26 protein-coding genes and 1 pseudogene are annotated in these 26,327 nt (G+C 35.3%); 6 read left to right on the top strand and 21 right to left on the bottom strand.

Features of this window, described 5'->3' with window-relative positions:
• Positions 1-2: 2 nt before the first annotated feature.
• The 3 genes from GMB29_RS07770 to GMB29_RS07760 all read right to left on the bottom strand — a co-directional run bounded on the left by GMB29_RS07770 (position 3) and on the right by GMB29_RS07760 (position 4,512).
• Positions 3-1,373, bottom strand: a complete 1,371-nt coding sequence (locus tag GMB29_RS07770) for a putrescine aminotransferase (protein ID WP_136351834.1) — start codon at positions 1,371-1,373, stop codon at positions 3-5.
• Between the two features lies 1 nt (position 1,374).
• The gene (locus GMB29_RS07765) at positions 1,375-2,874 is read right to left on the bottom strand and encodes an aldehyde dehydrogenase family protein (RefSeq protein ID WP_136351835.1); all 1,500 of its coding nucleotides are present in this window, start codon (positions 2,872-2,874) and stop codon (positions 1,375-1,377) included.
• Positions 2,875-3,162: 288 nt separating this feature from the next.
• Positions 3,163-4,512 carry an APC family permease gene (locus GMB29_RS07760; RefSeq protein ID WP_211091247.1) on the bottom strand — a complete coding sequence of 450 codons (1,350 nt, stop codon included), beginning with the start codon at positions 4,510-4,512 and terminating at the stop codon, positions 3,163-3,165.
• Between the two features lie 388 nt (positions 4,513-4,900).
• Between GMB29_RS07760 and speB the strand changes: the two genes are divergently transcribed.
• Positions 4,901-5,857 (top strand): agmatinase, encoded by a 957-nt coding sequence (gene speB, locus GMB29_RS07755; RefSeq protein WP_136351836.1) that lies wholly within the window; start codon positions 4,901-4,903, stop codon positions 5,855-5,857.
• 91 nt (positions 5,858-5,948) lie between these two features.
• Here speB and GMB29_RS07750 read toward each other — a convergent pair whose 3' ends face one another.
• From GMB29_RS07750 to GMB29_RS07720, 7 genes and pseudogenes are all read right to left on the bottom strand, one after another.
• On the bottom strand, positions 5,949-8,087 hold the full coding sequence (locus GMB29_RS07750; RefSeq protein ID WP_136351837.1) for a sigma 54-interacting transcriptional regulator: 2,139 nt from the start codon (positions 8,085-8,087) through the stop codon (positions 5,949-5,951).
• A 168-nt stretch (positions 8,088-8,255) separates the two neighbouring features.
• Positions 8,256-8,504, bottom strand: coding sequence for a biotin/lipoyl attachment domain-containing protein (locus tag GMB29_RS07745; protein WP_406600317.1), 249 nt, complete (start codon positions 8,502-8,504; stop codon positions 8,256-8,258).
• 21 nt (positions 8,505-8,525) lie between these two features.
• On the bottom strand, positions 8,526-8,810 hold the full coding sequence (locus GMB29_RS07740) for an SAV0927 family protein (RefSeq protein WP_136351838.1): 285 nt from the start codon (positions 8,808-8,810) through the stop codon (positions 8,526-8,528).
• Between the two features lie 14 nt (positions 8,811-8,824).
• Entirely contained in the window at positions 8,825-10,123 is a 1,299-nt protein-coding gene (locus GMB29_RS07735; protein WP_136351839.1) for a Glu/Leu/Phe/Val family dehydrogenase, read from the bottom strand.
• 1,143 nt (positions 10,124-11,266) lie between these two features.
• Positions 11,267-11,680 (bottom strand): GNAT family N-acetyltransferase, encoded by a 414-nt coding sequence (locus GMB29_RS07730; RefSeq protein ID WP_136351840.1) that lies wholly within the window; start codon positions 11,678-11,680, stop codon positions 11,267-11,269.
• 246 nt (positions 11,681-11,926) lie between these two features.
• Positions 11,927-12,172, bottom strand: a pseudogene (locus tag GMB29_RS07725) (cysteine desulfurase NifS); the annotation flags it as partial.
• Positions 12,173-12,258: 86 nt separating this feature from the next.
• Positions 12,259-12,795 carry a GNAT family N-acetyltransferase gene (locus tag GMB29_RS07720; RefSeq protein WP_136351841.1) on the bottom strand — a complete coding sequence of 179 codons (537 nt, stop codon included), beginning with the start codon at positions 12,793-12,795 and terminating at the stop codon, positions 12,259-12,261.
• Positions 12,796-13,279: 484 nt separating this feature from the next.
• On the opposite strand from GMB29_RS07720, the gene GMB29_RS07715 reads away from it, so the two are divergent.
• Entirely contained in the window at positions 13,280-14,248 is a 969-nt protein-coding gene (locus GMB29_RS07715; protein ID WP_136351874.1) for an NAD(P)-dependent alcohol dehydrogenase, read from the top strand.
• A gap of 968 nt (positions 14,249-15,216) precedes the next feature.
• Entirely contained in the window at positions 15,217-15,804 is a 588-nt protein-coding gene (locus GMB29_RS07710; protein WP_227551583.1) for a VanZ family protein, read from the top strand.
• Positions 15,805-15,962: 158 nt separating this feature from the next.
• Here GMB29_RS07710 and GMB29_RS07705 read toward each other — a convergent pair whose 3' ends face one another.
• The 8 genes from GMB29_RS07705 to GMB29_RS07680 all read right to left on the bottom strand — a co-directional run bounded on the left by GMB29_RS07705 (position 15,963) and on the right by GMB29_RS07680 (position 19,944).
• Complete coding sequence (locus tag GMB29_RS07705) at positions 15,963-16,112, bottom strand: hypothetical protein (protein WP_155443852.1); 150 nt, start codon at positions 16,110-16,112, stop codon at positions 15,963-15,965.
• Between the two features lie 460 nt (positions 16,113-16,572).
• Positions 16,573-17,049, bottom strand: a complete 477-nt coding sequence (locus GMB29_RS07700) for a hypothetical protein (protein WP_136351844.1) — start codon at positions 17,047-17,049, stop codon at positions 16,573-16,575.
• Positions 17,050-17,063: 14 nt separating this feature from the next.
• Positions 17,064-17,549, bottom strand: a complete 486-nt coding sequence (locus GMB29_RS07695; protein ID WP_136351845.1) for a CBO0543 family protein — start codon at positions 17,547-17,549, stop codon at positions 17,064-17,066.
• 346 nt (positions 17,550-17,895) lie between these two features.
• Positions 17,896-18,216: a 2Fe-2S iron-sulfur cluster-binding protein gene (locus tag GMB29_RS07690; protein WP_136351846.1), complete on the bottom strand. Its 321-nt coding sequence runs from the start codon at positions 18,214-18,216 to the stop codon at positions 17,896-17,898.
• A 261-nt stretch (positions 18,217-18,477) separates the two neighbouring features.
• The gene (locus tag GMB29_RS27265; RefSeq protein ID WP_227551580.1) at positions 18,478-18,726 is read right to left on the bottom strand and encodes an iron-containing alcohol dehydrogenase; all 249 of its coding nucleotides are present in this window, start codon (positions 18,724-18,726) and stop codon (positions 18,478-18,480) included.
• A gap of 102 nt (positions 18,727-18,828) precedes the next feature.
• Positions 18,829-19,041, bottom strand: a complete 213-nt coding sequence (locus GMB29_RS26940) for a maleylacetate reductase (protein WP_168733768.1) — start codon at positions 19,039-19,041, stop codon at positions 18,829-18,831.
• A 9-nt stretch (positions 19,042-19,050) separates the two neighbouring features.
• Entirely contained in the window at positions 19,051-19,203 is a 153-nt protein-coding gene (locus GMB29_RS26935; RefSeq protein ID WP_168733769.1) for a maleylacetate reductase, read from the bottom strand.
• Positions 19,204-19,344: 141 nt separating this feature from the next.
• Positions 19,345-19,944 (bottom strand): nitroreductase family protein, encoded by a 600-nt coding sequence (locus GMB29_RS07680; protein WP_136351875.1) that lies wholly within the window; start codon positions 19,942-19,944, stop codon positions 19,345-19,347.
• Between the two features lie 353 nt (positions 19,945-20,297).
• On the opposite strand from GMB29_RS07680, the gene GMB29_RS07675 reads away from it, so the two are divergent.
• From GMB29_RS07675 to GMB29_RS07665, 3 genes are all read left to right on the top strand, one after another.
• Complete coding sequence (locus GMB29_RS07675; protein WP_136351847.1) at positions 20,298-21,623, top strand: glycoside hydrolase family 18 protein; 1,326 nt, start codon at positions 20,298-20,300, stop codon at positions 21,621-21,623.
• Between the two features lie 70 nt (positions 21,624-21,693).
• Positions 21,694-22,317, top strand: coding sequence for a sporulation-specific diadenylate cyclase CdaS (gene cdaS, locus GMB29_RS07670; protein ID WP_136351848.1), 624 nt, complete (start codon positions 21,694-21,696; stop codon positions 22,315-22,317).
• Between the two features lie 278 nt (positions 22,318-22,595).
• Positions 22,596-23,926, top strand: a protein-coding gene (locus GMB29_RS07665; protein ID WP_155443851.1) for an IS3 family transposase whose coding sequence is annotated in 2 segments (ribosomal slippage) — positions 22,596-22,965 and positions 22,965-23,926 — 1,332 coding nt in all. Because the reading frame shifts where the segments join, the coding sequence is not laid out codon by codon here.
• An 83-nt stretch (positions 23,927-24,009) separates the two neighbouring features.
• On the opposite strand, the gene wrbA is transcribed toward GMB29_RS07665, so the two are convergent.
• The 3 genes from wrbA to GMB29_RS07650 form a co-directional block, all read right to left on the bottom strand.
• Positions 24,010-24,621: an NAD(P)H:quinone oxidoreductase gene (gene wrbA / locus GMB29_RS07660; RefSeq protein WP_136357711.1), complete on the bottom strand. Its 612-nt coding sequence runs from the start codon at positions 24,619-24,621 to the stop codon at positions 24,010-24,012.
• A 152-nt stretch (positions 24,622-24,773) separates the two neighbouring features.
• Positions 24,774-25,379: an alpha/beta hydrolase gene (locus GMB29_RS07655; protein WP_136357709.1), complete on the bottom strand. Its 606-nt coding sequence runs from the start codon at positions 25,377-25,379 to the stop codon at positions 24,774-24,776.
• Positions 25,379-26,323 carry a ring-cleaving dioxygenase gene (locus GMB29_RS07650; RefSeq protein WP_136357707.1) on the bottom strand — a complete coding sequence of 315 codons (945 nt, stop codon included), beginning with the start codon at positions 26,321-26,323 and terminating at the stop codon, positions 25,379-25,381. The genes GMB29_RS07655 and GMB29_RS07650 overlap by 1 nt, the downstream gene beginning before the upstream one ends.
• Between the last annotated feature and the right edge of the window lie 4 nt (positions 26,324-26,327).

The following is a 26,327-nucleotide window of genomic DNA, read 5'->3' as shown; positions in this document are numbered from 1 at the left end:
ATTTATTTTACAGTCGGTAATACTTCTTTAAATGCATTTATAACGGTATTTACTTCTTCATAACTAATCGTTAGAGAAGGCTCTATCCGAATTGTTTTTGAGTTTACTAGTGTTCCGGCTACAAGAATTCCTCTATCAAACAACGCCTTGGAAACCTCGTACCCTACCTCATCCTTATGAAATTCAATTCCAATCATTAATCCCTTTCCTCGGATCTCCATCACTTTATCTTCATGACCTACTGCAGCATCTTTAAGTCCTTGTAAGAAATATTCACCGACTTCTGCAGCTCGAGATGGTAAATCTTCTTCTAGTAAGACATCAATCGTTGCAATCGCTGCAGCACATGCAAGTGGATTTCCGCCGAATGTTGTAGTGTGCATAAATGGATTATCAAACCAGCTCTTGAATACTTTTTCTTTACCCACTACTGCACCAGCAGGCATGACACCACCTCCAAATGCTTTCGCTAGACAAAGAATATCAGGAACAACATTATATACTTCTGCACAGAACATTTTCCCTGTACGGCCCATACCTGTTTGTACTTCGTCAAAAATCAGCAGTGCATCATATTGATCACATAAATCTCTAACTTGCTTGAGGTAACCTTCTGGCGGCAAGATAATACCACCTTCCCCTTGAATTGGCTCTAAAATAACGGCTGCAACATCCTCACCGACTAAAGCACTTGTTTCGAATGTCTTTCTCATCATGTCAATGTCGCCAAATGGTACATGACGAAAACCAGGTATTAATGGAAGAAACGGCTTGCGGAACATCCCTTTTGCTGTTCCAGATAGTGAACCTAGACTCTTTCCATGGAAGGAGCGAGTTGTCGAAATAAATGTTGAACGGTCACTATACATTTTTGCAAGCTTTAAAGCGGCTTCAACACTTTCCGTTCCACTATTTGTAAAGAAAGAATATTTTAAATCTCCTGGTGTGATATCTGCTAAAATTTTTGCCAGTATCGCACGAAGTGGATCTAACAAATCTTGACTATGGAGCGCTTGACGTTTTAATTGATCAGTAACTGCTTTAACTACCTTCTTATTACGGTGGCCAACATTATAAATACCAAAGCCGCCAAGACAATCAATATATTTTTTTCCGTTGACATCTTTAAAACACGAACCCTCGTCAGACCATTCAACAGCCGCAAATTGACCATCTTTCGTTACTGTTTTTCGATATTCTAAAAAACCTGGATTAACATGCTCACGAAAGTTGTTAACTGTTTCCTTTGTAATCCACTTCGCTTCATCCTCTGTTACCTGATCTTTCTCAATTAAGTTTAAAACTTGTTTAATATAATTATTAACATTTTGTTCCTGTATTTCTTCTTGTTTATTCTCTAGATTTGTACCCATGTTATCTCTCCTCTTTTTGTTTTGTAATGAGTTTTGAAAACCAACCAATTGGTTCTACTTGTAAGTTAATATTTATTTGTTTAATCTCTTGGAAAACGTCCAAGCCGTAAGTTCCAAGAGCTCGGCCGATTCCGCTTTGTTTATAGCCGCCCCATGGCGCTTCATTATAAGTATTGTGATAAGTGTTGATCCACGTAATGCCTGCGCGGATTTTTTTAGTCACTCTTAATGCTTTTGCTCCGTCATTCGTAAATACTGCTCCGGCTAGGCCGTAATCAGTAGCATTTGCTAAGGATATGGCTTCGTTTTCGTCCTTGAATTTTTCAATGACAACAACAGGACCAAAAATTTCTTCTTGAACGATTCTCATACTTGGTTTAACGTCAACGAACACTGTAGGTTCTACAAAAAATCCATTTTCTAACCCATTTCCTTTTATACGGTTTCCACCACAAACGATACGTGCTCCTTCTTCTTTTCCGATCTCGATATACCTTAAAACCTTATCCATATGCTCTTCACTTACGAGTGGACCCATTTCAGTGTTTGGATCATTCCCGGGCCCCACATTGATTTTCTTTGAACGTTCAACAAATCGATTTACAAACTTCTCATAAATGCTTTCTTCTACTAAAATCCTCGATCCGGCAGCACATACTTGGCCTGATCCTGCATAAATGCCAAACAAAGCGTAATCAACAGCTGTCTCAAAATCAGCATTTGCAAAAATAATGTTTGGCGATTTTCCGCCAAGTTCTAAAGAGAGCTTCTTCAAATTCCCTGCTGCAGCTCTCATAATTTGTTTCCCAGTTTTTGTACCTCCTGTAAACGAAATAAGATCGACATCTTCACTTTCAGCAATTTCATTCCCAACAACAGGCCCCGCTCCCATTACCATGTTGGCAACGCCCTTAGGCAATTCCACTTCCTCAAATATTTGAAAAAGCTTTGTTGGGGTAAGTGGTGTTACTTCAGAAGGTTTATAAACAATTGTATTTCCTGCCGCCAATGCTGGAGCAATTTTCCAAACACTTAATAATAGCGGATAGTTCCATGGAACAATTAACCCACATACCCCAACTGGCTCCCGAACAACTAGAGCTTGAATCGGATCTGATACATGATAAGTTATTCCATCAGGTTTGGTAATTAGTCCTGCATAGTAGCGGAAACAAGCTGCTGCATCCGCAATGTCGTAAGCTGCTTCTCGTAACGGTTTTCCATTATCCATCGTTTCAAGGCGAATAAGCTCCCCGACATTCTCCTCGATTTTATCTGCAATTTTAAATAAATATGATGCCCTTTCTGCAGCAGGCATATCTGACCAAATTCCACTATTAAACACTTCTTTTGCTGTTTGGATGGCTTCTCTTACATCTTCAATTGTTCCCTCAGCAGCTTGAGCGATTATTTCACCTGTAGCCGGATTAAGCACATTGCGTTTTTCTTTGTTGATCGCTTCTCTCCATTCACCGTTGATATACATTTTCAAATTAAGCATTCCAATAATCCCCTCCCTTTGCCTTTTAATATTGCAAGAAGTGTGCCAATCTCAAAAGGTGTGTTTTAGATGATAGATTCATAGGATCATTGCAAAATCTATGCAAATATGCATAAAATTATTTAATTATGAATAAACACAAACAATGGAATGAATCCGACTAATTTTTAATAAGTAACTACTTACAGAAACGCTTGGTGCTGCAAAAAAGAATATCTTGAAAGCTCAAAATAATAAAAAGAGAAGGATTAAAAACACCCTTCTACTTCACAAGCTATTAATTTATTGCTACATTTCCACTTTTTCCTCATATTCAAATTGAGGCGGTCTGGATTTTAACATTTTTGTAATGTACAAAAGATAGCAAAGTCCAAAGAATGCCCAAACTAAACCAATTGTAAATGAGCTTAATTCCAGGTTGAACCATAGAACAGCCACCGCACCTGCTCCAATTAACGGCATTATCACATAGTTGATAAACCCTTTAACCGTCTTATGTTTTTTCTCACGAACAACAAAATGACTGATCACACTTAGATTAACGAATGTAAACGCAATTAACGCCCCAAAATTTATTAGCGCCGTTGCTGTCACTAAATCAAAGAAAATTGCTGACAATGAAATTGTACCAACCAATAAAACATTAAACGATGGAGTTTTCCAGCGTGGATGGATAAATCCAAACCATTTTTCTGGAAAGACATTATCACGCCCCATTACATATAACAATCTGGACACACTTGCATGCGAAGCTAATGCAGAAGCTAAAGTATTAACAAATGTTGTCACTAAAAAAATAGACTGAAAGAATTTTCCACCAACATAAAGTGCAATCTCAGGAAGAGCTGCGTCAGGTTGTTCAAATCTAGACATATCAGGAAAAAATGCTTGAATAAAATATGACGTGGTAATGAATATAACTCCTCCAAACAGCGCCGTCAGGAAAATAGCGTGAGGGATTGTTTTTGTCGGATTCGCTGTCTCTTCTGTAAGAGTTGAGACGGCATCAAAACCTAAAAATGAAAAACAAAGAATTGTCGCACCAGTAATTAATGCCGGAATTTGCATACCTTCTTCAATAAATGGCTGAAGTGTTAATACTTTTCCAGTACCTTCGCCCTGGTGAAGTCCCTGAATGACCAATACAACAAATATGATCATGATTGCTATTTGAATCATAACCAAAACCGTATTGAAATTGGCTAAAATGTTGACACTTTTCAAATTTAAAAAAGTAACAAGTCCAACAAAGAAAACTACCCATATCCACGACGGAACACCAGGAAACAATGTAGAAAGATAAATCTTTGTTAGTAAAGCATTAACCATTGGCAAAAAAAGATAGTCCAATAACGCAGACCACCCAACCATAAATCCGAGATGGGAATTTATCGTCTTTTGAGTATACGTATATGCAGAACCAGCTATAGGAAATGCCTTGACTAATTTCCCATAGCTTGCTGCAGTAAATAACATTGCCGTCAAAGCTATGAAATAGGCAGCAGGGACATGTCCACCAGTAATATCTGACACAATTCCGAATGTATCAAATACGACCATTGGGGTCATATATGCCAATCCCATCATAATAACTTGCCATAATTTTAAAGAACGCTTTAACCTCACACCATTTTCCACATATCATTCCCCCTTAAATATGAATAATACAATCTTGAATTCTTAAGGTTTGTACTAATACCTCTACACACCCTACCCTCTTGTATTTTTTGAATCATTAAAAAAATAAGCAATATACGTGCCAAAACATGAATTTGTAGAAATATAGCCAAAAAACCGCTAATGAGTCTTATATTGATCAATTACAAGATTGGTCGACTACTATTGGTGGATAACTACGCTTTATTCAATCCTGCATAAGTTAGTCAGAGCAACATAAAGGAATCACACGACTCATTTCCTATTCATCGTGAAAAACTCAAATCTACTAATAAAAATTGTAATTGGCATAAATCTTGCTTTTACTACTATTGAAGACTTATATAAATAATAATTTGGAGGAAGATCTATGAAGTATCCATTATCACCAGACGTAAAACCAGAATTTTGTACAACCGGCTCATTTATGCGTTTACCATCCTCTCGTGAGAATGCGAAGATCGCTATTTTAGGGATGCCTTTTGATACTGCTGCATCCTTTCGGGTAGGGGCACGGTTTGCCCCTCAAGCAATTCGTCAGGCTTCAATGACGTTATTTCCATACCATCCAATTCATGAAATTTATCCTTTTGATGATACAAACGCAATTGATATTGGAGATGTTTCTGTCATACCACATAATATTCACCGAAGCTATGAACAAATTGAATCTGCTGTGATCGAACTTATGAAAAGTGGAATTATACCAATAGGTTTAGGAGGAGACCACTCCGTAACGTTAGCAACTTTGCGAGCTGCTGCAAAAATATACGGTCCTGTCGCATTAATTCAATTTGATTCCCATACCGACACATGGGATACGTATTATGATGAAAAATATTGGCACGGTTCACCATTCATTCGTGCACATGAAGAGGGTCTTTTACAATCAGACAAGGTCTTTCAAATTGGGATTCGAGGCACGTTGAATCACCCGGGCGACATACAAGCAAGCTATGATCTGGGGTATCAAGTTATTACGACTCAGGATCTAAAAAAACGTGGCATAAAGGATGTTGTAAGAGAGGTAAAAGAAAAGATAGGAGATACTCCATGTTTCTTGACGTTTGACATTGACTTTGTTGACCCTTCCTTTGCACCTGGTACAGGAACATTGGAAGTTGGAGGCTTTACTAGTTTTGAAACACTAGAATTGGTTAGATCGCTTACTGAATTTCATTTTATCGGTTTTGATCTTGTCGAAGTGCTCCCTCCATATGATCCAACTCAAATTACTTCTTTACTTGCTGCAACATTAGTTCATGAATTTGCAAGTTTAATTGCTTTAAAGGAGAAGGAGAAGAAAGACAGACCTATAAATGGATAAAAGTATAAACTTGGTTCATTTCAGTTGTTCTGTGAAATAAGGAAAGTGGTACAGATAAACTATCTGTACCACTTTTTCATACGCAATTATTTTATTTTAAGAAAACTCCATCTATCGTATTGTTCTTTTCACTTAAAATTTTCTGATATTTTCGACTAACGGATGACTGGCTTACCCCCAGAGCTTTGGCAGCTTTCGTTGTTGTCTTATATTGTTTCATTGCTAGCAATATCAATTGCTCCTCAACGCTATCAAGAGCTTCCTGAAGCGGAAGAATTTTTTTTATGACTAGCTTTTCTTTTTTCAAATCCGTACCAACTGCAAGAAATTGATTGACAAAATGAGCATCTATCGTTTGGTGATCAGCAGAAACTGCTAATCTTTCAATCATATTTTGTAACTCACGTATATTTCCTGGCCATGGATATACCTCTAGTAAATTTAGAGCATCTGGTGATAAGTGATAGTTTTTCTTATATCTCTCATTTAATTGTTGTAAGAAATGAAATGCTAACAGAGGGATGTCTTCTGGTCTCTCGCGTAATGGAGGTACGTAAATTGGGATTACATTTAATCGATAAAATAAATCTTCGCGAAATGTTCCTTGTTCCACCATTTTTTCTAATTTTTTATTGGTTGCTGCTACAATCTGAACATTTATTTTTATTGGCGTTGTGCTGCCAATTGGTATTACTTCTTGTTCCTGCAAAACCCTAAGTAATTTAACTTGTAGGCTCAAAGGCATTTCTCCAATTTCATCCAAAAATAAAATCCCTTGATCAGCCTTTTGAAAGTAACCTTCTTTTCCGTTTTTATCCGCCCCTGTAAACGATCCCTTAATATAGCCAAATAGCTCGCTCTCCAGCAGATTTTCTGGAATAGCACCGCAATTCAATTTAAGAAACGGCTGATTTGAGCGGTTTCCAAGTTGATGAATCGCTTGAGCTATCACTTCTTTTCCTACACCAGATTCCCCGTTTATTAGAACAGTAGATGAAAAATTTGAAATTTTCTGAACTTGCTCCATTATTTGTTCCATTTTCGGACTGCAATAGATCATTTTTTTAAAAAACTGATCTTTATTTTTGAATGTATCCAACTCTTGCTTATATTGATCAGATATTTTTTTTATCTCCCGTAATTCAGTTTTTAACTTTGTTGTTTCAGTAATATCTCTTGATGCAATAATGATCCTCTCAATCTTGCCGTCCTCATCGAACACTGGATTTCCTACTGCAAGGATTTTCTTTCCACCTTTGGTTTCTTGTACAATTGAAACTTTTTTCTTTTGTTCTAACACAAGACGGGTAACGGATGGACTGAATAAACCTTTGTCTTCTAAATCCAGCAAGCTTTTGCCGATTAAATCTTTAAGCTGTACACCCCAGAATTCAGATATAAAGCTATCACTATAACGGATCAACTCTCCATTTCTGTTCACAACAAGAATCTCGTCATAAATGGTGGAAAGAATCGCATTTAGGTCTTTATTTAAATTTTTTATATGTTCAATTTCCATGGCCATTTCCTCAACCATTGGTAAATCCTGAACAATAATAATAATTCCTTCAACTTCGTCATTAATATCAATTATCGGGCTATAGTCAACAAGGACTCCCATTTTTTCAGTAATTTGGAGCTGATTTAGGATCGTTTCTCTTGATAAAAAAACATTATGAATATGATCTCCGTTAAAAATATTTTCTGCAGGCTTTTGAATGACGTCATGTGATGTCATTTTTATCATCTTTAAACCTGATTCATTGCAATTGACGATTTGTTTTTCACGATCCACTACAAAAATGCCCATTGGAATTGACGTTAATATAATCTTTAATAAGTCAAAGCTGGTCCTATTATCTTGTTTAAATAATTCAGCTAACACATCTTCTCTTCTAATATAACCAGTTAAATCACCTTTTTCATTTTTAACAAGAGCAATGGATTCACCTATTATTTGAAAAAGTACCGGTAATGAAATATGTTCACTTAATTTACATATGTTCTCTATCGGGACTGAATTGTCTAACAAGGTATCAATCGTTACGTTCATGCAGCTATCATTGGATAAAATATCTTTTAATCGAATATAAGCAACTAATTGTTTTTTTCTGACTAAAAATAAAAAAGGCTCATTATGATTTCTAATTTTCAGGTGCCAATCTTCTTCAGGATTGTCTATTGATAATGAAATAATTGGTCTAATTTTATCTTTTGCTAGTGTAAACATAGGTGCGCCTCCTTCAATCCTCTTACTCTATTGTACCATTTGATAGAATCTTATAATAAGAGCTAAAAGTAAAAAATTTCTCACTTCCGTGAACTATCTTTCCAATTATTTCATACATTTGAAAAGAGGAGATCATGATTCATCTCCTCCATGCCTATCTGCTTAAATCTAGTCACTTCCACATAAAATAAAATCTTCTTTTATATAGGCAAGCACCATGCCCGGTATTACTCGATCTCCTTTTTGTACTTCAAGAGAACACACTTTTCCACTGAGTCCAACATTTACCGTTTTTAACTCACCATCAACTGTTTTTATTGTAAATAATGTTTCCCATTCGTAAATCCGTGAATCGATATTAATTAAAACTTCTTCAATTGTGCCACTAATAGAACTCATAATAAATTCCTGATACACCGTCACTTGCTCCTCTCTATCTTAATATTGATTAGCAAACTGTTTTTGATCTAAGACTGTAAGCAGAAAATCTCTACATACAGGAACATCTATTGTGTTGATTCCCAACCTTCCTAACCAATATTCTTCATTTTCGATATCTTCTTTGCACATTAACACCATTTTTCCAGTTTGAATTGAGATAACCATTGCTTTTCCACAAAACAAATTTGAATAAATGATAGAAATATCGTAGCGATAATAATCAGTTGCTATACAGTAATAATGTACTGTTTGATCCTCTCTCTCTTCTAATAAAATTTCCATTTGTTAGACTCCCTTCACCACGTTATCCAACCACGCAATCGTGAAGCTTCTGTCACCCTGCGAATACCTTCAATATAAGCAGCTATTCTCATATCCACCTCAAAGCACTGGGAAGTTTGAAAGACTTTTTCAAAACTGGAACTTATTTTCTCCTTTAAATGCTGATCGACTTTCTCTTCTGTCCAATAGTAGCCTTGATTATTTTGACACCATTCAAAATAAGAAACAATTACGCCTCCGGAGTTAGCTAAAATATCCGGTACGACAAGAATGTCTCTTTCCTGCAGAATCTTTGCTGCTTCTTTTGTTGTTGGTCCATTCGCTGCTTCTATAACAATTTGGCATTTTATATTGTTAGCATTGTTTTTTGTGATCTGTCCTCCAATTGCTGCAGGGATTAAAATATCACATTCTTTTTCTAATAAATCTTGATTTGATAGAGATCTTTCTATGTCATTTGAAACGATACCGAATGAGTCTCTGCTATTCAGCAATAAAGGAATGTCTAAACCATTTGGATCATAGATCCCGCCAAGGACATCCGAGATCCCTACTACCTTTGCACCTAATTCATACAGATACTTCGCCAAAAAACTGCCTACATTTCCAAAGCCTTGAATAATAACAGTCATTTCTTTAATTGGTATTTTCTTTAATTCACATATTCTTTCAAGCGTATACAATACTCCTTTAGAGGTTGCTGTCTCCCGCCCCTCAGATCCTCCTAAAGCTAAAGGTTTTCCAGTAATAAAACCTGGTGAATCGAATTCTCGAATATGATCATATTCATCTAACATCCAAGCCATGATCTGAGAATTCGTATACATATCTGGTGCAGGTATATCTTTTGTTGGACCCACAATTTGACTAACAGCCCTTACGTAACCTCTGCTAAGTAACTCTAATTCTCGTAAACTCATATTTCGAGGATCACAAACAATTCCCCCTTTTGCCCCCCCATAAGGAAGTCCCGTAATTCCACATTTCATACTCATCCATCCTGATAAGGCTTTTACTTCCTCTGGCGTTACGTCTGGATGAAAACGAATCCCTCCTTTTGTAGGACCATTCGCATCATTATGCTGTGCACGATATCCGCGAAACACCTTTGTTGTGTTATTATCCATACGCACTGGAATACTTACCTCTAAAAATCTCATTGGCTCTTTAAGAAATTCAAAAACATCATTCGGATAACGTAATACTTCAATTGCTTCTTTTAAAACAGCCTGAAACTCTATTAGCGGGTTTGTATTGCTCAACTGCTCCTTTACGGAATGATTTTGTTTTGTTTCTGCTGTTGAAACAGTCATCTTAACACCTCTTTTAATTATTTATTAAATATACTTGCAATAACTGTGCCATCACCAACTTTGCATGAAGTTAAAGAACAAGTTTTCATTTTGCAATAATGTTTTATAGCACAGTTAGTGTTTAAAGAAGAGATGAATACTGTTTCATAAGGTAAGCAATTGCATAAGTTATTCATAATTGAATAACTTATGCAATTGCTTTGATTCTGAATGATTATTATCGAGGGGGTTTTTAGAACATTACCATATAGAAATAAAAAAGTTGTTTACCATTTCCCTTTAAAATCAAAAGGAATTCTTAGTAAACAACTTGTAAATAAACTCATGTAACACTCGGAAGTTGCACCTGTGACTTTGAGGTGAACATTTTCGTAAGATGTAAGAGATATCCCAAACCCCTTGCTGCCAAAATAAGTCAGATTATTAGAGAATTTGAATCAAGAAGTATCCTACAAAGACCCATAACAGTGCTTGCTAATTACTTGTACAATGAGATAGTTATAGAAACGTATTAAGATATAACAATATACAGTAATTCAACCAAATAATGGTTAGGTGATTACACGCAGATCGCTTTATGTGCCTCAGATGTTTCTTCCGACAGTATCGTCACTGTATCAAAGCCTAAAAGTAAAAACACTGAATAGTCACTCCAAAAATTTATGTTAACAGTACCATGTCAGATTGATTAAATCGCTGTGCAGAAGCTATCGCCCTTGTACCTTCACCATTATCAGTCCCCCCTGACTACTAAAATGATGATGATCAAGATAACTAACATTTGAACCAAAACTAAAAAACCATTAAAATTAGCAGCAATGTTCACACTAAACTAATATACAGCTGTAACAAATAAAACAATAGCCAACCACCCAGATCCAGGAAGACACTGGGAAAAAGTGCTGACAAATATATTTTCGTTAATCTCTCATTTATCAGTTGCAGAAACCGATAGTCAAGTAATGAGGACTAAGCCAACAAGGAAACCAAGTGTTGGATTCCTTGTTTTGCTGGGTTAGTATTAAATCGTATCTAGTTGTGAGAATGACTATCCACTACTGCATAATATATGCCCATTTTCATAACTTTTTTAAATATGAATGTGATAAATTCTAAATTGGATTTGTGCCATAAAAAGAGGAATTATCTGATGGGATTTCCCGCTCCAAATATGCTCGATTGCTTGTCTTCAACAATAACATGAATATATGAATCCATTACGCATATAGCTCCCTCCTCTTTTGCCCACTCATGAATATAACTGAGAAGATTATATCCAAGTTCATGAGGTCTATGATTTGCATCTGTTACGAAATCTTGCACAAACACATAGCGTTTGTTATGTAAATTTTCACGCCAGCTAATACCTGCCAATGCAACGATATTTGTATCATGATATAGACCAAATAAATGATAACCATCATAAGGCATATTTTTTGAAAATTCAAGAAATGTATCTAAATGTAAATAGGCATGCAACTGTTTCATTAATGGATACGCCTGTAAAAATTGATGTTCTACTTTTAACTCAACGATATTTTCAACTGGAACTTTCATATTTCATCTTCCTTCCAATAGTTATTATATAACTTGTTGTTTGCAAGATTTGTGCCATTTGATTAGAATAATACTTTGAATATTTTTAAATAGAAAAAAGCCAATCTCATATAAAAAATGGATTAGCTTAAAAATACAGTCTATTACAAGCTATTTAATTATGCCTTAAAGGGAAAAAGTGGTAGAAGATATAGATGGGCAGCATTCCCGCTGTAAAAAAGTGTTGGAGATAGTTGTGCTTCCCTATCACTCCCTAAGTTTCTCAGATGTTAACTGTTTAACTATTTCAACTGTTTCATTTGCAGCGAATGTAATATCTTCTAAAGTATTTCCTAATCCAAAGCTAAATCGAATTGAAGATGTACTTTGCATAGATCCTTTACCATACATTGAAACTAACACACGGGAAGGATCAATTGAACCCGCTGTACAAGCGGAGCCACACGAAACAGCAATCCCTGCAAGATCCATATTTATTAACAGAGATTCTACAATAGTTTTCGTTTTAAAAGTAACTACCTTTTAGAAAAGAGCCCTAATTAATGATGTATTGGAAACGTAATGTGTATTAGTAGTGCTTATTCAAAAAACACACTTGGATATTCAACAATGCCTGATACCTTATTAAGTGCATTTTCATGCAGCTCAATAGCCATGTATGCTTCATCAGGTACTTCGAAAGGTGCTTCTATCCCCCATAAAGATGCTTTTTTGAAGCCGAACTTCGGATAATATTCTGGATGCCCTAAGACAACAATGGAATTGTATGCCAGATCTTTTGCTCTTTTCAATGCTTCAAAAATTAATAGTTTGCCCACTCCATTATTCTGATATTCGGGTATGACTGAAACAGGTGCAAGCGCAAGTGATTCTGCATTCCCATTGTCATTCCTAATTTTTATCTTAGATAAAAGAAGATGGCCTATTATTTTATTGTGATCATGATCAACTGCCACTAAAGATAGTTTTGGAATAAAAGAAGTGGATTTTCTAATACGAGAAACCAGCTTATGCTCCTTTTTATCGCTATGTTCTGCTCTAGCAAATGCACATTCTACAACTCTTTCCGTTATTTCATAATCTTCAATTTGTTCTTGCCTGATTGTTATGTTCAAAAATAACCAACTCCTATACCTATTTCCTTTGATACACCTATCATACATCAAATTGAAACTTAACCTGTTCTGTACCACTCGCTCAATAGCAAAGGAACGATCGAACATCTCCTTTGATCTTTAACACTTGCCTCATGAAAATAACAGTCTTGAATATCTGTTACGGGAATATCTTTTGATGAAAGGACCTTCAACCGTTTTTAACGAATATAAAGTTAGATTTTTCATAGAAAAAGAAGGCTCTTTTCGTAAAGATTGTTGTTTTTAAAACGAAAACTATTTAAGGTTGATTGAGCGGAAGTGCGAGACTCCTGCGGGAGTAGCGGGACAGGTGAGACCCCACAGGCGTTTACGCCGAGGAGGCTCACCGCCCGCCCCGCGGAAAGCGAGCATCTGGAGCGGAAATCAACCACACCGCATTACTTGGTAAATAGCAACAAAGTATGCGAAAACAGCCAAAAAGAAAGAATTGAGGAGGAATATCATTAAAGCGATCGTTTCGAAAAAATACGGTTCACCTGATGTACTTGAAGTAACAGAGATGGAAAAACCTATTCCTACGGACAATCAAGTATTAGTAAAAACTCATGCATCATCCGTGAATTATGGCAACCTTGTTCTTTTAAAAGGAGAACCTTTCTTAGCCCGCTTTGCATTCGGACTACTAAAACCAAAATACATGATACCAGGAGGTGACATCGCTGGTCAGGTTGAAGCAGTTGGCAAAGATGTGAAACTTTTTTCTGTAGGTGATCAAGTGTTCGGAGACCTTTCCGGTTGTGGTTGGGGTGGGTTTGCTGAATATGTCGCGGTTCCAGAAAATGCTTTAGCAATAAAACCGGATAATATGTCCTTTGAGGAAGCAGCAGCGGTCCCTATGGCAGCAGTCACAGCCTTACAGGGTCTACGGGATAAAGGCAAGATCCAATCGGGGCAAAAGGTATTAATTAATGGCGCCTCAGGAGGAGTGGGGACTTTCGCAGTACAGATTGCAAAATCATTTGGTGCAGAGGTGACTGGTGTGTGTAGTACGAGAAACATAGACATTTTACGTTCAATTGGTGCAGACCATATTATTGACTATACTAAAGAAAATTTTACACAAAATTCTGAGCGATATGACTTGATTCTTGCAGTTAACGGTTCTCATCCGATTTCAGAATATAAGCGTACATTACGTCCAAATGGAATTTTTGTTCATGTTGGAGGTTCCGAGTCTCAACTGTTTCAATCCATGGTTCTGGGTCCTTGGATTTCCATGACTGGGAGCAAGAAAATCGGCAGCTTTTTACAAAGAGCAAACCAAAATGATCTGGTCGTGATGAAAGAACTTCTTGAAGCAGGCAAAGTAAGACCTGTCATTGATAAAAGGTATAAGCTGGATGAAGTACCCGAAGCTTTCAAATATTTTGATGAAGGGCATGCTCAAGGAAAGGTTGTTATTACTGTGTGAGGATTTTTTTGAGAGAATGTCAAAATAGCAGTCATGGTTTTCATTGTTACTAATAAATCAGAAAACGCACAATTTACGATATATCGAAACTGTGCGTTTTAATTTTACCTAAACTCCCTTTAAAAAGACGATATTAATTTGCTAACCTTAATTCCTAAAGTTCATTTATTTCCTTCTTTATTAATCTTTTAAGTTTTCTTGCCAAATCACCGAGTTAATTCCATTCGGCCACATCTCTAAGCTGACAATCTAGCTCTTTTTAGTGTAGTAGGTTTTCTATTTTACTCTTTCTAATCTGGGATTGTAGGAAGTTATGCAATTGAATCCAAGCAGTACCCTACTATCATCGATAAAACAATGATCGCTTTTAACGTCTCTTTTTACCCTTACATCGCTTGTGGATTTGTTTTATAGGCTTTTATTGTTATTTTTCTGATGTTATTAAAGGAATAATGTAGAAATGGTGAAGATTTCAATCAATAGATAATATGGAAGAAAAAGGTATAGTATGAATTTGTCTTTTATCATTTTTATGGAAGACTTTTCTTTTTTTTTTAGTCGATGTACTCGCCCATGCTGAGATCCTGATGCTTCCATCCGATTACCTCTTTGTAAAAGTCACGTGGTTCTAAGGCGTTACTGACTGTCAAATCAGCCATAATTCTTTCATTTATTTTTCATCCTTTCTTGTTAAATTAATACTCTAACTTTTTTAAATTAATATATATGGGAATCTACGGTGCAACAAGAGATGCGCTAACTTATTCCACTAATTTCCCTTTACAAAAACAGGCCAGGCCTCTGATTGTAGAATAATAAATTTCTGACGAGTGCGTTGAACATCTTTAATACTTTTTCAAAGCTAAAGATCTTGATATAATTCCTACGAGTAAGTTTTTACTATAAGAATATTTATTAAAAATTTAGATATAGATACCATATTAGAAATGATGGAGTACGGGGGAAATATGAAAAGAAACATAAAACTTAGTTTTTTATATTCTCAAATTGTATTTTTTATTCTTTTACCGGTATGGATTGAATTAACAAAATATCTACATCCGATTGTCATAGGAGTTGTTTGGTTTTCTATTTATTTCCTTGTTTTATTTGGTGTATTATGGGTGAAAAAAGGAAAAATTCAATTATCAGAACATATCCTCCATGTTTTTACATTTCTTTATTCTATTGGATTGCTTATCTTATTATTTTTCAGACCAAAAGGCCAAAGTTACGAGTCCATAAATCTTATTCCTTTTGATACTATCTATTTTTATCTATCTGGAAACGTCAATTATTTAATTGCTCTTTATAATTTAGGCGCAAATATTGGTTTATTTATACCATTTGGATTGTATTATAGATATATAAAAAAAACACCTTCTATGAAACAAATGCTTATTATCACCATATATTCCATAAGCACGATTGAAGGGTTACAATTTATAACAAAAAGAGGAACTTTAGATATTGATGATCTAATGTTAAACGTCTTAGGTGTGTACCTTGGCTATTTCATCTATCCATTTTTTCAAAAAGTCTTGGTTATGAAGTAACCTAAGGTAATTAGTTAAAGAACTGCTCCCTTTTGTTAAAGATTAAATTAATCAGTTTGTTATAGTAGCTTAAGAACCCGCTAAAATCTTAAAATAAAAAAGGATATCAATTGTGATAAACCAATCGGTATCCTTTCCTCTCATCGAGATTATCTTTATTACTTTATCCGGCCTACGGCAGTCCATCTCCAATCGGAAGAATGATGGATTCCAAATTTGGATTCACTCGCCATTCGCTGATTAAAAGCTCGAATATAATCATTACGTGAATCAATATAAGAATGGTCAGCTTCCCTTCCACGTTGCAAAACATCGTCCCCGACAATCAGTGCACTAGAATTAGCTAAACGCAATGACCAATTATGTTCCTGTTATAATAAAAGAAACGCCTAAACCCAATAATATCAAGGATTTAGAACGTTTCTTATTTACCATTTAGTTTGGATAAATTGTATTATACACGAAGTTCCCTCTTTATATAAACCTCCAATCCATTGCATTTTATGAGTTCTATGTTTTCTATGAGTGGATTATCGACTATAACTAAAATGTTTATAATCAAATAAACTAAGCAAGATATAAAGTATGTATACATTTATCATTTCACATACTTAGGTCACTCGTCATTAAATACTGAGGTACTTATAGTACTTATGAGCAAGGATGGTCTGGATTAAATCCCCAACTTAAAAATGAGATATTAGCAGTACGGCAACAAATTTTTCCTTGAAATTTATATGTTTAATAATCCAAATCATAAAAAAAAGATCAACTTGCATAATTTTGTTTAGTAGTAAGTTTTATCAAAAGGTAACGAATAATAAATCCAATTATTAATCCAGGAATCAAGGACAACATTGGAAGCCAAATTGGACCAAATGATATACCGAAAAATAAATTGGGAGAATACATGAGACCTATTGTGACAAAGTAGGCTCCAAAAGCGAATGGGACAAACGATAAGCGAGGATTCTCCCCTTCTGCAAATTTATATGCATCGTACATTGCATACATATAAACACAGGGATAAAACATAAGCCATTGGTAATCAACCACGCTAGCAGCCTTCGATATCTTTCCAAGAAAGCTAAACATAATTGCTTGATTAAATGAACTCATTACATTGATAGTGAATTCTAAAAGGATAAAAATAATTCCTTTTAAAAGGTGACCATTTAAAAGTTGACCAAAACCTGGGAAAGCAACACTCCAAAGAATTGCCTCTAACTTATACGTCTTTTTCATATTATCAACCTTTATTAATTGGTTATATGTTGATTACCCTTAATTTTATCTAATTTTTTTAATAAACCAACTAAACCTCTAATTATAAACAAAGTAAAGTTTACACATCCAAAAGTATGGAAAGGTGTCCATTTTTTCCATTTGAATAATCCAGAATTCTTTTCAAAATACCATTGACCGATACTCATGGGAACACTGAATATCAAACTTTTCAATAAGATCTTACTTAAATTATCATTATATGAAAGTTTAACCCAGATCACACTTAAAATCGGGAAAAACAACATGTCATAAATGATGTTAGTTTTGAAAATTTTTGGAAAAGGACGAACCGGATATTCAATTTTTTTAGTTCCGACAACATAAGCATCAATAAGCGTTGCGATAACTCCCTTTGAGAAAAAAACAACAAGATTCTCTCTCATTTTTGTGCCTTTGAATAAAAACGGAAATGAAGCAATACACAAAGCAGTAAGCAGATTTAGCAGCCTTTTCTCCATAAAAACATCCTTCCATAACAATTAATAATTGAATATTAATACAATGACCTAATCAATCAGATATTATCCATTAAAAAAATATCTTTATTGATTAACACGTAAACCTCACATGTTAGTTCAACAAGGAAAAGTGTTATAACTTTTTATGTTATGACATTTTACGTTTTGATAAATAAAAAAAGCCGATTTAATATGAAAGTATCGGCTTGAAAACACTTTAATCAACTAAAGCAACTGTTGAATAAGAAGAATAAACAATATTAAACTAATTTGAAATGAAGCCTTTAGATTATCTTCTATTATTAATGGTTGAATGAATTCATGTCTTATAAAACAATAAACATTTTTAATCAACTGGTCTGGGTCCTACATCTAAATTAGAGCTTTCTACAGTCATAATCGGACGTATTGTTGTGTTCCCATTCACACGAATTTGACAAGATAATCGCAAATGATCATCTATTCCTTTTTCCATAAATGCATTTTTTTCTATATTTGTTAAATCACAAAAATCACCAGCTAATACTTCTACTCGACATGTCGTACATCTTGCTTTTCCTCCACAACGATGGAGGATATTTACACCGTTATCTTCTAGTGCTAATACTAACTTTTTCCCGTTTTCTACTTCAAATGTTCCATAACCTAAAACAGTTACGTATGCCATTTTAAAAACTCCTCCATATTTTCTGACTAAATCTCGATTCCTTTTTCAGGGCGCTTGCCTTTAAAAGCATACTCAAGTAATTGTCGAATTGATTGTTGATCAATAGGACGAGGATTGTAATAAGAATTGATAGATTAGCTGCCTGATCTAAATCTTTCTCCTTCATTCCTATTTCAGCTAATGATGTCGGAGCACCTAAGGATGTATGCAAATCAAAAAGAGTTTCAGCTACGGCATCCTTTTCCGTTCCAAGTGACCTTGCTATTGCTTTGACCCGTCCGGTGCATAAGCAGCATTGTACCAAAGTGCATAAAGTAAAATGACAGAGTGGCTGTCTGCATGCGGCAGGTTATAACTTCCCCCTAAAACGTGACATAGCTTATGGTGCAGGGACATACCAACAGACCTTAAGACCGTACCGGCTAGCCAACACCCGTAAAGCGCCTTGGAGCGAGCCTCTGTATCATTTTGGTCATAATAGAATTGAAGGTAAACTTGAATGAAGGGCACGAATTCCTTTTTCAACTAGAAGATAAATAATCGGATTAGTGTTTTCTGCGTACAGTCCTTCTACACAATGAGATGACCGACTTAGGCTTAACGACTACATCTTTACCTGTTTTCTTCATTCCATTTTCTATTATTCCCCAAATTGGCGTCATTTCCGAACCTGCGTATGTGGCAGGAAAAGCGATAATTTGTAGAGAAGTGTTTATTTAAAGGAATAACTTTGGCTAAACCGATCGAGGATCCTCCTCCAAATGGAACAAGACTATCGATCTGCTGCTCTTTTACCATTTCCACTGATTTTTCAACGATCTCCATTGGTACATGCTAAACTGCTTTTGCATGAATACCTGCACATAAATCACCGAGATAACTTGAGATTTTAATCGCAAGCTCTTCTTGCTCTGGTGTAGAGATAACGAGCGCTCTTTTGATACCAAGCTTTTTTAAGTCAGAATGAGCTTCTTTTCTTTCACTCAAAAGTCTAAAAAACACTCAATACTTTCTATGTATTTAGCTGTTATGTATAAATTTATACCATTCGCCTGCTTATATATCTGATTGTTAAAAAAACCAGTTTCAATTAAGGAAACTGGTTAATTATCATTATAAAGCTTTCGATTACTTGTAAAATTTCACACGATCTTCAACCGGTTGGAATTCTTTTTCACCTGGTGAAGCTATTGGATTACCAAATGGCATTTGCGCAATTAGTTTCCAATTTTCAGGGATATTCCACTCTTTTTTCACCTCATCATCGATTAGCGGATTATAGTGTTGTAAAGTTGCACCTAATCCCTCTGCTTCCAATGCTGTCCATACAACAAGTTGGTGCATTCCTGATGCTTGGTTTGACCAGATTGGGAAGTTTTCAGCATATGCGGCAAATTGTTCTTGAAGTGATTTAACTACCACTTCATCTTCAAAGAATAAAACTGTTCCATATCCTGCTTTGAAGGAATCCATTTTTTGTTGTGTTCCTGAAAAATCTCCATCACCAACTACTTTTCTTAATGTTTCAGTTGTAATGTCCCATAATTTATTATGAGCTTCGCCTGATAAAACGACAAGACGTGCAGTTTGTGAATTGAACGCTGAAGGAGTATATTTCACAGCAAATTCTATAATTTCTTTAATTCTTTCATCAGATACTTGTACATCCTTATTGATTCCGTAAATGGAACGTCTTTCTTTTAGTGCCGTGTAAAAATCTGTTTTCAACGCATTTTTCATTACAAGTATTCCTCCAATTTATAGTCTTGAATTCATATGTCTTTAATTAATAAATCTCGAATTAAGCATAATTTTAAATTAATTAAAACTTATTGTCAATTAACTTGTATTTATCAAATTTATTGTTTTATTTTTTCCGAGATCTGAGGCTCGATTTGTAGTAAGGGTAAAATCACTGTTAATAAAATACCCTTATTTCCACTAAAAATACTTATATTAATGTATACTTTGTCCACACATAAAATAGAAATAAATGGTAATTTCACCAACAAATATTTAATTTTATTTTATAGCTACCAGAGAATACTATCCTCTGTAAAAATAAATAGGAGGAACCATCCATGAAAAATAAGATCATAATCGTCCTAGTATTAATTACATATTTATTTAATGTGCCAATTTTTGCTCAAGCACAAGTAATTCATGAAGTTAGATCGGGTGATAGTTTAGATAAAATGTCTAAACAATATAATGTCAATCCTATTGAAATAGCTAAGTTAAATGGTTTAGCTAAAAATGCTCAACTTGTATTTGGCCAAGCCCTTCTCCTTCAGGGTTCAAATTATTATGTTCAACCAGGTGAAAGTTTATGGGAAATTGCATACCGCCATTCAGTTAGTGAAGAACAGTTAATACTTCATAATCAACTAAAAAGTAAAGTACTTGTCCCTGGACAACTGCTAAAAATTCCTCATTCTAAACAAAAAAACATTTGGACAGGTACTTATTTTGTTCCAAAAGACAAAAATGCAAATGCTTGGTTAATAAATAACTATAGCAGCACCCTATCAAGCTTATTTATTTTTGAATACCGCTCTGATTATGCAGGAAATATTATTGAGGTAGCTGAAAATGAAGCACATAAACTTGCATGGAAACAGGAATTAGCTCCTTACGCTACACTTTCGAACTTAAGTGAAAAAGGATTTGATCCTGATTTAACCCATCATTTAATAAGTAACCCTTGGAAAAGGAAAAATTTCATTAATAATATATATTCCTTATTACATACGCATGATTATAAAGGAGTAGTGATTGATTTTGAGCAAGTAAGACTTAAAGATCGTTCCAATTTAAATCAATTTATTAAAGAATTATCAGCAAAACTACATCATGTAGGAATGGAAGTATTAATGGCAGTCCCTCCTAAACAGGGAGATAAAATTCCATCTCACTCAACAGCATACGATTACAAGACTCTTGGCAAATACTTGGATAAGATGTTTTTAATGACGTATGATTGGCATTGGCCTGGTGGACCATCTGGTCCGATCGCTCCTATTAATAAAGTCGAAGAAACAATAAATTATGCAATTACAGCAGTACCAAGGTCAAAACTAATGCTCGGTATCCCGCAATATGCCTATGATTGGACGATATCCGGAGAAAACAAAACTGGTAAGGCATATTCGACTCAACATGCAATTGATTTGTATGTAGGTTATGAAAGCCAAATTCATTACGATCAAAATGCTGCTGCTCCTTGGTTTCGCTATGTCGATAAACAAGGAACATTACATGAAGTATGGTTTGAAGATCCCCGAAGTCTCTTAAAGAAATTCCGACTTATTAAGGAATATAATTTAGCTGGAATGGGGTGTTGGCATTTAGGATTGACCATGCCTCAGACAGAAGAATTAGTTTTAGAAGAATTTAAAGTGAAATAAATTTAAAACATCTATTAGGGTGATAGAGAAAATATCACCCTGATAGTTTTTATGAAATGGGGTGTATTTAATGAATCAAATTGATTGTGACTTTTCACCACTAAAACAGCAAATAACAGATGGTCTTAGAAAAGTTTCTCTCGAAATTAACAAGGGATTAGACTCTTTACAAAATGAAAACTACTGTCTTTTAGGAAAACTTGAAGACATTAAAGAAAATCTTGAGCAAATTGAAACTATTGCAGCATCTTTTTATTTAAATTGTTATTTATCCCCTTATACGGACAAATATTTAGAATTATCAGCTTGTATTCAACATCTTTCACATCAAAGACATGGTGCATTAATTGCAATAGAACGTAAAAATTCACTGGATGATTTAATCAAACCTGGAACTCCTATAGGAGCTACTTTAACATCTTCCATATTAGAATCAATTTTTTTCCCTGGAAATCCTCTCCATGACGGAGCAGTACTAGTACGTAATAATCAAGTATTTTCTGCAGCAAATGTTTTACCTTTAACCAGTAGAGTCATACGTGAAAAAAAACTTGGTACTCGTCACCGAGCTGCATTAGGCTTAACAGAAAAAAGTGATGCACTTGTTCTTGTTGTTTCTGAAGAATCAGGTAGAGTTTCTTTTGCTCTTGAGGGAAATCTGTACCCTATCATAACCACAAGCTCACTAATATAAATTGTTTTACATCATATATGTGTACCAATACTTTACTAAAACCGGTTACGTCAAATAACTTACCTTGAGTCTCCTTGTATTTCAATTTGTACTGTGAATTAATTCCCTTTTTTTAATGAATGCATTGGTGTATTTAAAAAGAGAGGCTGTCTTAAATGAACTATACCCCGAATAACGGACACCACTATAAAAGGTGCCCCATATTCGGGGTTTTTTGTACCTCTCAAAAAAATCCCGTTTATAATAAACTTAATGAATATGAACGGGGGATTATCTTAATGAGGAATTTATATACAGATTTTCAAATTAAGGAATTAGAAAAAAATCCAAATATAGTAAGTGTTTCAGAACGGACAATCACCTACAGTCCTGATTTTAAGATAAAAGCAGTACAGGAATATAAACAAGGGAAGTTACCTTCTCAGATCTTTATTGAAAATGGATTTGAATTAGAGATTATTGGCAAAAAGCAACCTAAACGTTGTCTCCAAAGATGGAGGGAAACCTATGATCGTTTTGGTGAGGAAGGGTTCCTTACGGAACGTCGTGGTAAGGGAAGTACAGGGAGACCATCCTCAAAATCCCTTTCTGTAGAGGAACAACTTAAGAAGGCAGAAGCTCGGATTAAATTCCTAGAGGCTGAGAATGATTTTTTAAAAAAGCTAGAAGAATTAGAAAGGCAGGCGTTGAAGAAGAAAAGATATTAACAAAGGCTGAAACGTTTTATTTGATTGAGAAGACAATTAGGGAACACCAGTTGAAGGGTTCTGTTACCTACCTATGCAAATTAGCAGGTGTAAGTCGTAGTGGCTATTATGACTGGCTAAAGTCTGCCTTATCACGGGAACTTCGAGAAGAGAAGGACGAATTAGATATAGAACTAATTAGGCATATCTTTATAAGTAAAAAGGAGAAGGTTGGAGCCCTTCAAATCAAAATGTTCTTGGAGAATGATTATTTAGCTGTGATGAACCACAAGAAGATTAGACGGTTGATGGCTAAATATAATCTAGTAGCCAAGATTAGAAGGACAAATCCTTATCGAAAAATAACAAGGGCGACTCAGGAACATCGTACCTGCCCCAATATCCTTAATCGTGAATTTAGCCAGGAAGAGCCAGGGAAAGTGTTACTTACGGATATTACCTATATTTATTATGGTAATGGACAGAAGGCTTATTTATCTTGCGTTAAAGATGGAACAACGAAAGAAATCCTAGCTTATTATTTATCGACTTCCTTGAAAATGGATATTGTACATAAGACACTGATAAAGTTAGAAAAAGCAGTAAATGGCTACTTCCATCCGGAAGCAATCTTACATTCAGATCAAGGGTTTCACTATACTCATCCTGAATTCCAGATGAAAGTAAAGAAATTAGGACTAACACAATCCATGTCCCGCAAGGGGAATTGTTGGGACAATGCCCCAATGGAAGGATTCTTTGGCCACTTCAAGGATTTGGCTGAGTTTAAAACGTGTGAAAGTATATCTGAAGTGAAAATAGAAATCGATAGAGTAATAGAGGATTATAACAACTACCGTTATCAATGGGGCTTAATGAAAATGACCCCGGCACAATACCGGGGTTACTTATTAGCAGCATAGGCACTTTTTTTAAACTGTCCGTAATGTGGGGCACAGTTCAAAATAAAGGGTCAGACCCTTTATTTAAGACAGCCTCTAATATATTACTGATTTGCTTTTTTCACCCACTCAGCAACTGTCACTGTACGTTTTGCTTGATGTTTAACTGCTGCTTTTACATCTTCAATCATTTTTCCATTCTGATCAACAGTAACACTTGTTCCATACGGATTTCCACCAGCTCCAAATGTTACTGGATCTGTATAACCCGGAGTAGCTACAATGGCTCCCCAATGATACATTGTAGTATAAAGTGATAAAAGTGTTGCCTCTTGCCCGCCATGTGGGTTTTGAGCAGAAGTCATTGCACTTACTACTTTATTTACAAGCTTTCCGTTAAACCATAGACCACCTGTTGTATCTAAGAATGATTTCAATTGTGAAGGCATATTTCCAAATCTTGTTGGTACACTAAAAATGATCGCATCGGCCCATTCTAAATCTCCAAGAGTTACTTCTGGAATACATGCTGCTTCTATTGAATGTTCTTTCCATACTGGATTTGATTCAATCGCTTCCTGTGGAGCTGTTTCTGGAACTTTTATTACTTTTACGTCAGCACCTGCTTCTCTTGCTCCCTCTTCAGCCCATTGTGCTAGTTGATAATTAGTACCGCCTGAACTGTAATAAATAATAGCTAATTTTACATTTGTCATTATTTTTTCTCCTTTAATGAGGACTCCTCGAGTAATTTGGATAAAAAACCCATTCGTTAACTAGTATTTAATTTATTTCGAATTTTATTCCTACTGCAAATACTATTGATATTACCTACTAAACCTCAAGCGAATTTATAATATAACTAAAATTAAAAGAGCTTACGATACCAGAGTGCCGCAGCCTCAACTTCATTATTAGTCAATTGATGTCCTTTGTTTTCCCAATGAAGTTCAACATTTGCATTCGCTTTTTCCAATAAGGTTTGGAGTTCAGTCGATTCCCTCGGTGAACAAATCGGATCATTTGTCCCAGCAGCTATAAACACGGACTTACCTGACAAATCAGGAAGCTCAATCCCTTTTCTGGGTACCATCGGATGATGAAGAATCGCACCCTTTAATGCATTTTGAAAGTGAAATAATAAACTAGCAGCTATATTGGCTCCATTTGAGTAGCCAATCGCAACAATATTTCCTCTGTCAAAATCATATTTTTCAGCTGCTTCATCAAGAAACTGATTCAATTCTTTTGTACGGTAGATTAGATCTTCTTCATCAAATACTCCTTCTGCTAATCGGCGGAAGAAACGAGGCATGCCATTTTCAAGGACATTTCCTCGTACACTTAATATCGAAGCTTCATCGTCAATTCTTCCAGCAAGCGGCAATAAATCTAATTCATTTCCACCAGTACCATGTAGTAATAATAAAGTTGTTTTTGCAGAATCCTTCCCTTTTTGAAAAATATGTTTCATTATTTATCCCCTTCCAAAACTCTGACCTCAATTGGAGGTAGGATCTCTTCTAATTCTTTTCGTTTTTCCTCGAACCATAAAGGTAACATGAGTTTTTCTCCAAGCTGATCTATTGGTTCATCAACAGTAAAACCAGGTGGGTCGGTCGCTATTTCAAAAAGAATGCCTCCTCCTTCATGGAAATAAACAGCTTTAAAGTAATTTCGATCGCGAATCTCTGTTGGAAAATACTCCTTGCTTTGAAGCAGGTTTCTCCATTTTAGGAGATCTTCTTCATCCTTGGCTCTCCAAGCGATATGGTGAATTGTTCCAGCCCCCATGAGTCCTCGTACTGAAGGAGTTAGCTTAATATCAATTGTATTTCCAAGCTGTGCTTCCGATTTAAATCTCAGAAAGCCATCCTCTTGGCCAATGCATTCGAATCCCATAACATTTTCAAGCACATTTGCTGTTTTATTAGGCTTTGCGGAAATTAACATCGCACCACCAAACCCTTTAATCGCAACGTCAGAGTGAATTTCTCCAAAACTCCAATGGTTGATTGGCCCTTCTTTTCGTTCGACTAGTTCTAGTTCGATACCGTCTGGATCTTGGAAGTTCAAATACTTTTCTCCAAAACGTGCTGACTGAAAGAATTTTACTTTAAATCTTTTCAAGCGACTCTCCCAAAATTGAATCGAATCTTTCGGAATAATAAAACTTATTCCACCAACTTGACCTGTACCAACGCGGCCTTTTAACTGTTTAGCCCAAGGGAAGAATGTAATGACAGTTCCCGGATGACCATTTTCATTTCCAAAATAAAGATGATATACTTCTGGACGATCAAAATTTATTGTTTTTTTAATAAGTCTTAACCCAAGCACCCCAGTATAGAAATCAATATTTCTTTGGGCATCGTTAACCATTGCAGTTATATGGTGAATACCTGCTGTTTTTTGCATCCTT

The organism is Metabacillus sediminilitoris (genome assembly GCF_009720625.1).
Taxonomy (GTDB): domain Bacteria; phylum Bacillota; class Bacilli; order Bacillales; family Bacillaceae; genus Metabacillus; species Metabacillus sediminilitoris.
This window is presented reverse-complemented; position numbering and strand designations above follow the sequence as displayed.